Annotated in this window: 9 protein-coding genes; all 9 read left to right on the top strand. The window is 62.8% G+C overall.

The window, feature by feature from the left end; genetic code table 11:
* Nucleotides 1-39 precede the first annotated feature (39 nt).
* The 9 genes from murG to argJ all read left to right on the top strand — a co-directional run bounded on the left by murG (nucleotide 40) and on the right by argJ (nucleotide 12,920).
* On the top strand, nucleotides 40-1,089 hold the full coding sequence (murG, locus tag BLT26_RS02440) for an undecaprenyldiphospho-muramoylpentapeptide beta-N-acetylglucosaminyltransferase (RefSeq protein WP_091508743.1): 1,050 nt from the start codon (nucleotides 40-42) through the stop codon (nucleotides 1,087-1,089).
* A 12-nt stretch (nucleotides 1,090-1,101) separates the two neighbouring features.
* On the top strand, nucleotides 1,102-2,565 hold the full coding sequence (gene murC / locus BLT26_RS02435; RefSeq protein ID WP_091507680.1) for a UDP-N-acetylmuramate--L-alanine ligase: 1,464 nt from the start codon (nucleotides 1,102-1,104) through the stop codon (nucleotides 2,563-2,565).
* 55 nt (nucleotides 2,566-2,620) lie between these two features.
* Entirely contained in the window at nucleotides 2,621-3,406 is a 786-nt protein-coding gene (locus BLT26_RS02430) for a cell division protein FtsQ/DivIB (RefSeq protein ID WP_245720555.1), read from the top strand.
* A gap of 106 nt (nucleotides 3,407-3,512) precedes the next feature.
* Entirely contained in the window at nucleotides 3,513-4,748 is a 1,236-nt protein-coding gene (gene ftsA / locus BLT26_RS02425) for a cell division protein FtsA (protein ID WP_091508740.1), read from the top strand.
* A gap of 113 nt (nucleotides 4,749-4,861) precedes the next feature.
* Nucleotides 4,862-6,052, top strand: a complete 1,191-nt coding sequence (gene ftsZ / locus BLT26_RS02420; protein WP_091507674.1) for a cell division protein FtsZ — start codon at nucleotides 4,862-4,864, stop codon at nucleotides 6,050-6,052.
* Nucleotides 6,053-6,464: 412 nt separating this feature from the next.
* Entirely contained in the window at nucleotides 6,465-7,376 is a 912-nt protein-coding gene (gene lpxC, locus BLT26_RS02415; protein ID WP_091507670.1) for a UDP-3-O-acyl-N-acetylglucosamine deacetylase, read from the top strand.
* 222 nt (nucleotides 7,377-7,598) lie between these two features.
* Entirely contained in the window at nucleotides 7,599-8,537 is a 939-nt protein-coding gene (locus BLT26_RS02410; protein ID WP_091507666.1) for a M23 family metallopeptidase, read from the top strand.
* A 204-nt stretch (nucleotides 8,538-8,741) separates the two neighbouring features.
* The gene (secA, locus tag BLT26_RS02405; protein ID WP_091507663.1) at nucleotides 8,742-11,498 is read left to right on the top strand and encodes a preprotein translocase subunit SecA; all 2,757 of its coding nucleotides are present in this window, start codon (nucleotides 8,742-8,744) and stop codon (nucleotides 11,496-11,498) included.
* Nucleotides 11,499-11,717: 219 nt separating this feature from the next.
* A complete protein-coding gene (gene argJ / locus BLT26_RS02400) occupies nucleotides 11,718-12,920 on the top strand; it encodes a bifunctional glutamate N-acetyltransferase/amino-acid acetyltransferase ArgJ (protein WP_091507660.1) in 1,203 nt (400 codons plus the stop codon).
* Nucleotides 12,921-13,164: the final 244 nt, after the last annotated feature.

Genomic DNA, 13,164 nt, shown 5'->3' with positions numbered 1-13,164 from the left:
GCGACTGAGCTGTCATTCAGCGGCCGCACCTTCCTGGTCATGGCCGGCGGCACCGGCGGGCACGTGTTCCCGGCGCTGGCAGTCGCCCGTGCGTTGATGGACCGCGGTGCCAGTGTCGAGTGGCTGGGAACCGCCCGGGGAATCGAGTCGCAACTGATTCCCGAAGCGGGAATTCCCCTGCACAAGATTGAGATCGAGGGCGTTCGCGGCAAGGGCAGGCTGGCCCTGCTGAAGGCGCCACTGCGGGTGTCGGGCGCCGTCATGCAGGCGCGGGCGATCATTAAACAGGTACAGCCGGACGCCGTGCTCGGCTTCGGCGGCTTTGCCTCCGGACCGGGCGGCGTGGCCGCAAAGCTTTGCCGCGTGCCACTGGTCATCCACGAACAGAATGCGGTAGCCGGCACCACCAACCGGCTGCTGGCCAGGATTGCCAACCGGGTACTGGAGGCCTTCCGCAGCGGGCTGCCACGTGCGGAACAGGTCGGCAACCCGGTACGTGACGAAATCGTGGCCTTGCCGGCGCCGGAAGAGCGTATCGCGCGGGAACGGCCGTTGCGGTTGCTGGTACTCGGAGGAAGCCTGGGCGCGGTGGCGATCAACGAGCTGGTGCCACAGGCAATCCTGCTGCTGGCGCCCGAGGAGCGACCGAGCATCCTACACCAGGCGGGTGAGCGGCACCTGGACCTGGCTCGGGAGGCCTATCGCCACGCGGGGGTTGAAGCGGAAGTGGTGCCGTTTATTGCCGATATGGCAGCGGCTTACGGCAACGCCGACCTGGTGGTATGCCGGGCCGGCGCCCTGACCGTCTCGGAAGTGGCAGCCGCGGGCGTGGGAGCACTTATGGTGCCCTTCCCATTCGCGATCGATGACCACCAGACAAAGAACGGCGAGTGGCTGCAGCACGCCGGTGGTGCAGTAGTGCTGCCCCAGGACAGCCTGACGGCCGAGCAGCTGGCCCAGGTCATGGGGGAATTGTTTGCCGAGCCGGACAAGCTGCTGGCGATGGCCAGGGCAGCGAGGGAGGTAGCCGTCATCGATGCCACGGAGCGGGTGCTTGCTGCCTGCGCAGAAGAAATACATGGGCGATGAGGTAAGTTGAATATGTCGGCCAGTGATAAGACTCAACAGAACATTTTCAGCGTACCCGCCATGCGGCGCATACGCCGTATCCACTTTATCGGTATCGGTGGTGCCGGCATGAGCGGTATTGCCGAGGTACTGCACAACCAGGGATACGAAGTCTCCGGCTCGGATTTACGCGAGTCCGGAGTTACCGGGCGACTGCGCAAACTGGGTGTGAAAATCCAGGTTGGGCACAGTGCGGAGAATATTCGCGGTGTGGATGTAGTGGTTAACTCTTCCGCTGTCCACAGCGACAACCCCGAGCTTGTGGCTGCACGGGAACACCGTATTCCGGTGGTGCGCCGGGCGGAAATGCTGGGTGAGCTGATGCGTTACCGCTACGGGATTGCCGTCGCGGGAACCCACGGCAAGACCACAACCACCAGCCTGATCGCATCGATCTTCGCGGCGGACAAGAAAGACCCCACCTTTGTGATCGGGGGGCTGGTGAATGCGGCGGGTGCGAACGCGGCGCTGGGTGAGAGCAAATACCTGATTGCCGAGGCGGACGAGAGCGATGCCTCCTTCATTCACCTGCAGCCGATGGTGACGGTAATCACCAATATCGATGCCGACCACATGGAAACCTATGGTGGCGATTTCGAGAAGGTGAAGCAGATATTTGTCGACTTCGTGCACAACCTGCCGTTTTACGGGCTGGCAGTGGTGTGCGGGGACGATGCCAATATCTGCGAAGTAATCCCGCAGCTGTCGCGGCCGGTGGCCACTTACGGTTTTGAGGAAGGAAACGATTTCCGTATCACCAAGGTGAAGCAGGAGCCGCTGCGCAGTCACTTTACCGTAGAGCGGCCGGACGGCAACGCCCTCGAGGTCTGCGTGAATACACCCGGCATCCACAATGTGCTCAATGCCACCGCGGCCATTGCCGTGGCGACGGAAGAGGGTGTCAGTGACGAAGCCATCAAGCGGGGCCTGGAAGGCTTCCAGGGTGTTGGCCGGCGCTTCCAGATCTTCGGGCACTACGCGGTGAGCGACGACGCCGCAGCGGAGAAGGTGATGCTGGTAGATGATTACGGCCACCATCCGCGGGAAGTTGACGCAACCATCCAGACGGTCCGTGATGGCTGGCCGGAGCGGCGGCTGGTGATGATCTACCAGCCGCACCGCTACACGCGGACCCGCGACCTGTTCGAGGATTTTGTGCAGGTGCTGTCGCGGGTGGACAAGCTGATCCTGCTGGATGTTTACAGTGCGGGCGAGGCGCCCATCCCCGGTGCTGATGGCCGCACCCTCGCCCGCAGTCTGCGCAATCGCGGCCAGGTGGACCCGATCTTTGTGGAGACCATCGAGCAGGTGCCGCCGGTACTGGCTGACCTGCTCGAGCCCGGCGATATCGTGCTGACGCAGGGGGCCGGCAACGTCGGCGCCCTGGCACAGCAGCTGGCTGCGTGGCGACTTGGCGATGACTCGGACGAAGGCTAAGTCGAAAGGCAGGGGCGCGGTGAGAGCTGCGCCGGCAAAGAAAAAAGATGCGGCCGTGCGCAAGAAGGGCCAGCGCGGGGCCCGGCCCAGGGCGGCCCAGGAGGAAAGATCCTCCCGGCTTGTTCCCGCACTGATGGTGACACTGGCCATCGGCCTGGTTACGGGGCTCGCCTACGGGGCTGTGTGGGGCTGGCAGCAGATGCCGGTGCCGCAGCTGAGCCGGGTCGATGCGCTGGAGCATGTACGGGTGAAAGCGCCCTTTCGGGCGGTCACCCGGCAGCAGGTAGAGGAGATGCTGTTGCCATACCTTCGCAACGGTTTCTTCTCCCTGGACATCCGGGGGATGCGGGAGACATTGCTGGGCAACCCGTGGATTACGTCTGCTTCGGTCAGCCGCCGCTGGCCCCGCGGGGTCGAGATCCGCATTGAGGAGGCCGCCCCGCTGGCAGCCTGGGGAAGGGACCGGTTACTGGTGGCGAGTGGCCAGCTGTTGCCCCGGCCGGAGCACCTGAAGACAGGCCGCCTGCCGGAGCTGGCAGGCGATGAGGAACTGGTAGAGCGCATCATGGCGCAGTACCAGGCTCTTGCGCGGTTACTGACCACGCGGGATATGGAAGTGAAGCGGTTGTCGTTTGATGACCTGGCCGGATGGCACCTGGAACTGGTTTCCGGCATTGAACTGCACCTGGGACACGATGAACTGCTGGAGAGGGTGAATCGTTTTCTCAGTCTCAGCCGCGGCGTGCTCGCCCCTCACCTGGAGCGGGTCGTGCGGGTGGATACTCGCTATGGCAATGCCGTGGCGGTGCAGTGGAAAGATAATGAACAGGAAAGTGATTGAACGCGGCGTGCGCGCCGGGCGGATAAAAATTTAAAGGCGAGTACGGTGTCCTGGGGCGTTATTGGGAATGCGCTCCGGAATACTGTTCAGCGAGGTTGGTACAAAAATGACACATGCATCCGATCACCGCATGATTGTGGGGCTGGATATCGGCACTTCCAAGGTCGTCGCTATTGTTGGTGAAGTCGGCGGCGACGGCGAGCTGAATATCGTCGGCATCGGCTCCCATCGCTCCACCGGTATGAAAAAAGGCGTGGTGGTAAACATCGAGTCCACGGTGCAATCGATCCAGCGGGCAGTCGAGGAAGCCGAGCTGATGGCAGGCTGCGAGATCCATTCGGTCTACGCGGGAATTGCCGGCAGCCATATCCGCAGCTTGAATTCCCACGGCATCGTCGCAATCAAGGACCGCGAGGTGACCCAGCAGGACCTGGACCGGGTAATCGATGCGGCCCGCGCGGTGGCCATCCCCGCCGACCAGAAAATCCTGCACACGCTGCCGCAGGAGTTCCTGATCGACAACCAGGAGGGGGTGAAAGAGCCCCTGGGCATGTCCGGCGTGCGGCTGGAGGCCAAGGTGCATCTCGTTAGCGGGGCGGTCAACGCAGCGCAGAATATTGAGAAGTGTATCCGTCGCTGTGGCCTCGAAGTGGAGGACATCATCCTGGAGCAGCTGGCGTCCAGCTATGCGGTACTGACCGACGACGAGAAGGAACTGGGTGTATGCATGGTTGATATCGGCGGTGGTACCACCGATATCGCGGTATTTACCGGTGGATCAATCCGGCATACCGGTGTGATCCCGATTGCCGGCGACCAGGTGACCAATGACATTGCCATGGCGCTGCGGACGCCGACACCGCACGCCGAGGAGCTGAAAATCAAGTACGCCTGCGCCCTGGCCAAGCTGGCGCGCGAGGGTGAGACCATCAAGGTGCCCAGTGTGGGCGACCGGGCGCCGCGCGACCTGTCGCGACAGGCGCTCGCCGAGGTGGTGGAGCCGCGCTATGACGAGCTGTTTACGCTGGTGCAGGCAGAACTGCGGCGCAGCGGTTTTGAGGACCTGTGTGCAGCGGGGATCGTGCTGACAGGCGGCTCCTCGAAAATGGAAGGCGCGGTAGAGCTGGCCGAGGAAATTTTCCACATGCCGGTTCGCCTCGCGGTGCCCCAGGGCGTTGCCGGGCTTACAGATATCGTCAGCAACCCGATCTACTCCACCGGCGTAGGTCTGCTGATGTACGCAATGCAACAGGAGGAGGCGGATCTCACCGGGCGGCGCCCGGTGCGCGAGGAAAACCTCTGGTGGGACAAGGTGAAACACTGGTTCCGCGGCAACCTGTAAATCTTCACGCGGGGAAGAGAGCAAAAGTGCCGGAAGACTACCGGCGGCCCGCGAAAAAAATTGATTCAGGACCGAACTATAAATTTTGACATGAGCAAAAAAGGGGAACAGAGATGTTCGAACTAGTCGATAGCGTACAGGACAAGCCTGTCATAAAAGTGATCGGTGTCGGCGGCGGCGGTGGCAATGCCGTTAAACACATGATCTTCAGTGAAGTCGAGGGTGTGGATTTCATCTGCGCCAACACGGATGCCCAGGCGCTGAAGGACATTGAGGCGCGAACAATCCTGCAGCTCGGCAATAACATCACCCGCGGCCTGGGCGCTGGTGCCAATCCCGATGTGGGGCGCCAGTCGGCGCTGGAGGACCGCGACCGCATCGCCGAGGTCCTGCAGGGCGCCGATATGGTGTTTATCACCGCCGGCATGGGCGGCGGCACCGGTACCGGCGGTGCGCCGATCGTGGCCGAGATCGCCAAGGACCTGGGAATCCTCACTGTCGCTGTCGTCACTCGCCCGTTCAAGATCGAGGGCCGCAAGCGCGCCCAGGTGGCAGAAGAGGGTATCCTCGAGCTGCGCGACAAGGTTGATTCCCTGATCACCATCCCGAACGACCGCCTGCTGGAAGTGCTGGGCAACAAGGTCACCATGAAGGCGGCGTACAAGGAAGCCGACAACGTGCTGCTGGGCGCGGTGCAGGGGATTGCCGACCTGATGATCCGCCCGGGTATCATGAACGTCGACTTCGCCGATGTGCGCACCGTCATGTCAGAGATGGGCATGGCGATGATGGGCTCCGGTGCTGCCGTGGGCGAGAACCGCGCACGCGAGGCCGCAGAGAAAGCGGTGCGCAGCCCGCTGCTGGATAACGTAAACCTGCAGGGTGCCCGCGGTATCCTGGTCAACATCATTACCGGTAGTGAAGAAGGTGGCTGCCAGGAGCTGACGCTGGGCGAATACTCCGAGGTGGGCGAGATTGTCCAGGAGATTGCCTCTGACGATGCCACCGTGGTGATCGGTACCGCCGTGGACGACAAGCTGGGCGATGAAATGCGCGTCACTGTTGTTGCCGCCGGTCTTGGCGAGGGCGCGCAGCAGGCCGCGCGGCCCACCAAGGTGGTAGACAACACCCGTCGCCAGGAGGCCCGCGAGGCGCCTTCCGCCATGGCTGGTCGCGATGTCGGGGAAGCCCGCCAGCGCGCCGAGGCCGAGCGGCCCAAGCGCCCGGCGCCGGCAATGAACCCGGCGGATACCGATATGGAGTACCTGGATATCCCGGCGTTCCTGCGCCGCCAGGCCGACTGAGGCAGGAGTCGGGCCGCGCCAGGCGAGGCAAACACACCGCTCATGTCTGCCCGGCCTATCGGGCCGGGCGCCCGCCTCGTCTCGCCGGCCGCACCTGGCCGGCCGCACCTAGCCGGCCGCACCTGGCCGGCCGCACCTGGCGGCGACACCCCGCTTCACAGGCATGGTGTCGCCGCTATTTCTTTACCTTTGTTAACTTCGCATTCAGCCAGGGCCCTGTAGCATGCACCGTTAATGGAGGCTGGCAGGCCCGATTGGCGCGGTTTGCCTCGTGGTAAACTATCCTTATCAGTGTGGTGCGGCGGATAGTTATGACTGCCCAGCCAATTATGGTTTTGGCGTTATTTTTCTGATATGATCGCCGGCTTGCTGCGGCTTCTTCGCCGCTAATGGAATGGGAAAAGACCGATACATGATCAAACAGCGCACTCTCAAGAATGCTATCCGCGCCACGGGCGTGGGCCTGCACACCGGCAAGAAGGTGGTCCTGACCCTCAAGCCGGCGCCTGTAGACAGTGGCATTGTATTCCGTCGCGTGGACCTCGACCCGGTAGTCGAGATTGAGGCGCGTGCCGAGAACGTCGGCGATACCCTGCTGTCCACTACGCTGGTCAAGGGCGACGTTCGAGTGGCCACGGTTGAGCACCTGCTCTCCGCCATGGCGGGCCTGGGAATCGACAATGCCATTGTCGAACTCAGTGCGCAGGAAGTGCCTATCATGGACGGCAGTGCCGGACCGTTTGTCTTCCTGATCCAGTCAGCCGGAATTCAGGAGCAGTCCGCGCCGAAGAAATTCCTGCGTATCAAGAAACCCGTTACCGTTGAAGAGGGCGACAAGGTTGCCAGCTTCCTGCCGTTCAACGGGTTCAAGGTGTCTTTCACCATCGATTTCGATCACCCGGTATTCCAGGGGCGGAACCTGAGCTCCTCCGTGGATTTTTCCAGCACCTCGTTTGTGAAGGAAGTGAGCCGCGCCCGTACCTTCGGCTTTATGCATGAGATCGAGTACCTGCGTTCCAAGGGCCTGGCCCAGGGCGGCAGTGTGGACAATGCCATCGTGATCGACCAGTACCGCATCCTGAACGAGGGCGGCCTGCGGTACGAGGACGAATTCGTCAAGCACAAGATCCTGGATGCCATCGGCGACCTGTACCTGCTGGGTACCAGCCTGATTGGGGAATACAAGGCATTCAAGTCAGGTCACGCACTCAACAACAAGTCGCTGCGCACCCTGATGGCGCAGGAAGATGCGTGGGAAATGGTTACCTTCGAGGATGAGCAGGAAGCGCCCATCTCGTACGTGAAGCCTATCCTGGCCGTATAAGTGTAAAACCGGAAGCCGGAACGAAAGTTACCGGCTTTTTTCTGTCTGGCCCGCGGGGTAAAAGCGTGCGCCAGGCAAGAGTTTGTTGGGCCGACAGCTGTTACATTGGATGTCACGGTCGGCCGAGATCCCAGTGGAAGGGCGTGAGGACCGTGCGGCTCGAGGGAGCTGCACTCGGGAACGGATACAACAACAACGCATTGCAATCCACACGCACCGGTTATGAAAGTAATTCTCGTCAATGAACGCGTGGGCACTACCCGCAGTTTCCGCTTTGGCCGCTTCAGCAAGGCCCTGCTGGGCCTGTGCCTGATCGGCATGCCGGTCGGGGCGTTCCTCCTCGGGGTGAACGTGCCGGTGGCCGACTCGGATGTCTTCGACTCCCGCACAGCCAAGGCCTGGAGCAAGGCCCTGCGCAAGCAGCAGGTGCAGATCGAGGAGGCCGACCAGCAGGCCCGTGAGCAGCTGACGGCGCTGACGGTCAAGCTGGCCGAGATGCAGGCGCGCCTGACCCGTCTCGATGCCCTGGGCGAGCGGCTGGTTACCGTGGCCAAGCTCGATGAAAACGAATTCCAGTTCGGCACCGCACCCGCCCTGGGCGGGCCAGAGGAGCCGGGCGAGGGCAGTTCTCCGGACTTCCCGTTCCAGCAGCCGGACTTCATGGATGTGTTCACCGATCTGTCCGAGCAGATCGAGGACCGCCAGCTGCAGCTTTCCACGATCGAGTCGGTACTTGCCACCAAGCAGCTGGAAGACCTGCAGTTCCTCGCCGGCCGGCCCATCAGCCGCGGCTGGATGTCGTCCCGCTACGGCTACCGCACCGATCCCTTCAGTGGCCGTCGCTCCTGGCATGGCGGTATGGACTTTGCCGGCAAGAAAGGTTCTGACGTGGTGGCGGTGGCCGCCGGCGTAGTGACCTGGGCCGAGGATCGCCATGGCTACGGCCAGTTGGTGGAGATCAATCACGGTAATGGCTACAAGACCCGTTACGGTCATAACAGCGAGATCAAGGTCAAGCTCGGTGAGGTGGTCAAGCGGGGCCAGGTCATTGCCCTGATGGGATCGAGCGGCCGTTCCACCGGCCCGCATGTGCACTTCGAGGTGCACAAGAACGACCGCCCGGTCGACCCGGCCAGCTACATCCGCCGCACCGGCAGATAACAACTATTCTCTCCATATCGCGCAGCGGCAGGCCTCCCCGGGGGAGTTGCTAGTCGCTGCGCCTTCCTGTTTACTTGCACCCCTTATTGGAATCCGGTGCCAGCGCCCCGATATAGGCAACAAGAATCCGGCCGCAGGCGACACAGCCCCCAGGGCCTTCCCTGACGGTAAGCACCGCACTACAGATTGATTGGTTTCTAGATAATGATTGGCAAATTGATAAAAACGGTCTTTGGGTCCAAAAACGACCGCGAGCTAAAGCGCATGCGGCGCGTCGTCACGCAGGTCAATGCGCTGGAAGAGGAGTACTCGCAGCTCGATGATGCCGCGCTGAAAGCGAAAACAGAGGAATTTCGCAAGCGCCTGGCAGACGGCGAGACGCTGGACCAGTTGCTGCCCGAGGCCTTTGCCGCCGTCCGCGAGGCTGCCGGCCGCAGCCTCGGCATGCGCCACTTCGATGTGCAGCTGATCGGTGGCATGACCCTGCACGAGGGCCGTATCGCGGAGATGCGCACGGGCGAGGGCAAGACCCTGGTTGCGACGCTGCCCGCGTACCTGAATGCCCTGGAGGGCAAGGGCGTGCACATCGTTACCGTCAACGACTACCTGGCGAGCCGGGACGCCAACTGGATGCGCCCGGTGTACGAGTTCCTGGGAATGCAGGTGGGCGTGATCGTCTCGCAGCAGCACCCGGAAGACAAAAAAGCCGCCTACCAGGCCGACATCACCTACGGCACCAACAACGAATTCGGGTTCGACTACCTGCGCGACAACATGGTGCTGCGCAAGGAAGACCGGACCCAGCGCCCGCAGAATTTCGCCATCGTCGACGAGGTGGACTCCATCCTGATCGACGAGGCGCGCACGCCGCTGATCATCTCCGGGCAGGCCGAGGACTCGTCCCACCTGTACCTGGCCATGAACAAGCTGATCCCGAACCTGGAGCGGGCTGAAGACGGTGGCGAGGGCCACTATTCGGTAGACGAGAAGACCCGCCAGGTAGAGCTGAATGAAGAAGGCCACCAGCTGGTGGAGGACCTTCTCACCCGCAACGGCCTTATCCGGGAGGACGATTCCCTCTACGCGCCCGGCAACCTGGGCCTGCTGCACCACGTGCACGCCGCCCTGCGCGCCCACGTCCTGTTCCATCGCGACGTGGACTACATCGTGCAGAACGGCCAGGTGGTGCTGATCGACGAGCACACCGGCCGCACCATGCCGGGCCGCCGCCTGTCCGAGGGCCTGCACCAGGCGCTGGAGGCAAAAGAGGGTGTGCAGATCCAGAGTGAGAGCCAGACCCTGGCCTCCACCACCTTCCAGAACCTGTTCCGTTTCTATCCCAAACTGGCCGGTATGACCGGTACCGCGGATACCGAGGCATTCGAATTCCGCCAGATCTACGGCCTCGACGTGGTGGTAATCCCCACCAACAAGCCGAAGCAGCGGGAGGACCTGAACGACCTGGTGTACCTGACCAAAGAAGAGAAGATGGATGCCATCATCGAGGACATCAAGTACTGCCGGGACAAGCAGGCGCCGATCCTCGTTGGTACCGCCTCCATTGAGACATCGGAAGAGATGTCCCAGCGCCTGACCAGGGCGGGCATCAAGCACCAGGTGCTGAACGCCAAGTACCACGAGAAGGAAGCACAGATCATTGCCCAGGCCGGCCGCCCGGGCACCGTCACCATCGCCACCAATATGGCCGGCCGCGGTACCGATATCGTGCTCGGCGGCAACTGGGAAGCGGAAGTCGAGGAGCTGCGCCAGAAGAAGGGCAGCGAACCCACCGAGGCCGAGATCGAGCAGGCCAAGGCGGAATGGCAGAAGCGCCACGAGACGGTGATCGAGGCCGGCGGCCTGCACATCATCGGCACCGAGCGCCACGAGTCCCGCCGGATCGACAACCAGCTGCGCGGCCGCGCCGGTCGCCAGGGCGACCCGGGCGTGACCCGTTTCTACCTGTCGCTGGAAGACAACCTGATGCGCATCTTCGCCTCCGACCGGGTGAAGAACTTCATGCAGATGCTGGGCATGGAGAAGGGCGAGGCCATCGAGCACCGCATGGTCTCCAACGCCATCGAGAAAGCCCAGCGTCGTGTCGAGGGCCGCAACTTCGATATCCGCAAGCAGTTGCTTGAATATGATGATGTCGCCAATGACCAGCGCCAGGTGATCTACGGCCAGCGCAATGAACTGCTGGAAGCGGAAAATATCAGCGACACCATCAGTGCTATCCGCGAAGACGTGGTCAACGACCTGGTGTCCGGCTTCGTGCCGCCGCAGAGCGTGGAGGAGCAGTGGGATATCCCGGGCCTTGAAAAGCAGCTGGCCGGCGAGCTGGGCCTGGAGCTGCCGGTGCAGCAGTGGCTGGATGAAGACCGCACCCTGCACGAGGAGAGCCTGCGGGAGAAGATCGTGACCGAGGCCCAGGCGGCCTACGATGCGAAGGTCAAGCGGGTGGGTGAGTCCACCGGTGATCCCGCCATGATGGCCACCGTCGAGCGCCAGATCATGCTGCAGGTACTGGACCAGCTGTGGAAAGAACACCTGTCCAGCATGGACCACCTGCGCGCCGGCATCGGCTTGCGCGCGTACGCCAACAAGAACCCCAAGCAGGAGTTCAAGCGCGAGTCCTTCCACCTGTTCCAGAGCCTGCTGGAGAACCTCAAGCACGAGGTGATCCGTATCCTGGCGCACGTGGAGCCCATGACCCGCGAGCAGATGGAAGAGATGGAGCAGCGCCGCCTGGAGGCCCAGCGCAAGCAGGAACTGGAACTTAAGCACGCTGAGGCATCGGGCATGCCGCTCGACACTGAGGCCCCCGAGGCCGCACCGGCTGCTGCACCGCCACCTGCCCGGCGCGGTCCCAAGGTGGGGCGCAATGACCCCTGTCCCTGCGGCTCCGGCAAGAAGTTCAAGCAGTGCCACGGCAAGCTGACTTCATCGACCCAGAGCTGATGACCTGACGGGCGCGCCGGCGCCCGCACTCGTCACCCGAATACCCCGCGAGCGCGGGGTATTTTTTTGCCGACGCTTCGCAGTTTCTGCGAAGTTGCGGTTCTGTTCCGCAGAAAATTTCTGCCCGTGTCTTGTTTACCGTGTTTTCCCCTTCGATAATATCCTTTTCCCAGTAGCCGCCCGCCGGGGCGGACCTGACAGCAGGAGGTCCTCACCGTTATGCCAGAGAACTCAACACCGCAGGTGGCGGGGATTCGCCTCGCCAGCGTCCGCGCGGGTATCAAGGAGTGGCAGCGCAACGACCTGTTGCTGGTGGAAATTCCCCCCGGCTCCAGCGTCGCGGCAACCTTCACCCGCAACACCTTCTGTGCCGCGCCGGTCACGGTGGCGAAAGAGCACCTGGCAGCGGGGGAGGTCCGCGCCCTGCTGGTCAACGCCGGCAATGCCAATGCCGCCACCGGTGAGCGCGGTATTGCCGATTGCCGGGCCTGCTGCGAGGCAGTCGCTGAAGCCATGGATATCCGGGCGGCGCAGGTGCTGCCGTTCAGCACCGGCGTGATCGGCGAACACCTGCCGCTGCAGAAGCTCATAGGCGCCATTCCCGCCGCGGCCGACGCCCTGGAGGTGGACGGCTGGGAAGACGCCGCCCGCACCATCATGACCACCGACACCCGGGCGAAGATCGCCTCCCGCACCGTCCGGTTTGGCGACGAAACGGTATCGGTGGCTGGCATTGCCAAGGGAGCCGGCATGATCCAGCCCAACATGGCCACCATGCTTGCCTACGTGGCGACCGATGCCGCCATCCGCCAGCCGCTGCTGGATGAGCTGGTGCAGGAGGCGGTGGGGGCCTCATTCAATCGCATCAGTGTGGACGGCGATACCTCCACCAATGACGCCTGCGTGCTGATTGCCACCGGCAGCGCCGGCCATCACCCCGCCGATGCGCGGGGCGAGGAATACCAGCAGCTGAAGCAGGCCATCATCGACGTGCATATCGAGCTGGCCCAGGCGATTGTCCGCGATGGGGAGGGCGCAACGAAATTTGTCACCGTACAGGTTGACGGCGCCGCGAGCAGTGAAGAGGCGCTGCGGGTGGCGTTCGAGGTGGGAGAATCCCCGCTGGTGAAGACCGCCATGTATGCCTCTGACCCCAACTGGGGGCGGCTGGTGATGGCCGTGGGCAACGCGGGCATCGAGGGGCTGGATCCCGCGCAGGTGGACATCTACCTGGACGATGTGCAGGTGGTCGAGGCCGGCGGCCGGGCGGCCGGTTATACCGAAGAGGCGGGGCAGGCAGTGTTTGGCCAGCCGGAATTCACCGTGCGCGTGGCGCTCGGGCGCGGCGATTGCCGTGAACATATCTGGACCTGCGACTTCTCCCACGAATACGTCACCATCAACGCCGAATACCGCACCTAGGGCGAGCCGGGACGGCTGTACCGGGGCAGGGCGGATCATGCCTCTGTGACTTGCCGTGCCCGGTATTCATCCTGTACTGGGCGCAGTCTGCCTCTATAGCCGTGTTGACTACCTATAATTAGCAGGGAACAGCTGGTTTAACGGGCAGGAGGTAAGAGGGTGAGAATACTCGTTTTCGCGATATTGGCTGCAATCTTCGTGCTGGTCTTCATGAAGTCCTGTACCACTTCCACTTCAGCAGCTA

This window comes from Microbulbifer yueqingensis (genome assembly GCF_900100355.1).
GTDB lineage: Bacteria > Pseudomonadota > Gammaproteobacteria > Pseudomonadales > Cellvibrionaceae > Microbulbifer > Microbulbifer yueqingensis.
This window is presented reverse-complemented; position numbering and strand designations above follow the sequence as displayed.

Excerpts from the sequence above, each read along its gene's own strand:
- murG (WP_091508743.1), top strand. The coding sequence starts at position 40 with ATGGCCGGCGGCACCGGCGGGCACGTGTTCCCGGCGCTGGCAGTCGCC.
- argJ (WP_091507660.1), top strand. The coding sequence starts at position 11,718 with ATGCCAGAGAACTCAACACCGCAGGTGGCGGGGATTCGCCTCGCCAGC.
- lpxC (WP_091507670.1), top strand. The coding sequence starts at position 6,465 with ATGATCAAACAGCGCACTCTCAAGAATGCTATCCGCGCCACGGGCGTG.
- ftsZ (WP_091507674.1), top strand. The coding sequence starts at position 4,862 with ATGTTCGAACTAGTCGATAGCGTACAGGACAAGCCTGTCATAAAAGTG.
- murC (WP_091507680.1), top strand. The coding sequence starts at position 1,102 with ATGTCGGCCAGTGATAAGACTCAACAGAACATTTTCAGCGTACCCGCC.
- ftsA (WP_091508740.1), top strand. The coding sequence starts at position 3,513 with ATGACACATGCATCCGATCACCGCATGATTGTGGGGCTGGATATCGGC.
- BLT26_RS02410 (WP_091507666.1), top strand. The coding sequence starts at position 7,599 with ATGAAAGTAATTCTCGTCAATGAACGCGTGGGCACTACCCGCAGTTTC.
- secA (WP_091507663.1), top strand. The coding sequence starts at position 8,742 with ATGATTGGCAAATTGATAAAAACGGTCTTTGGGTCCAAAAACGACCGC.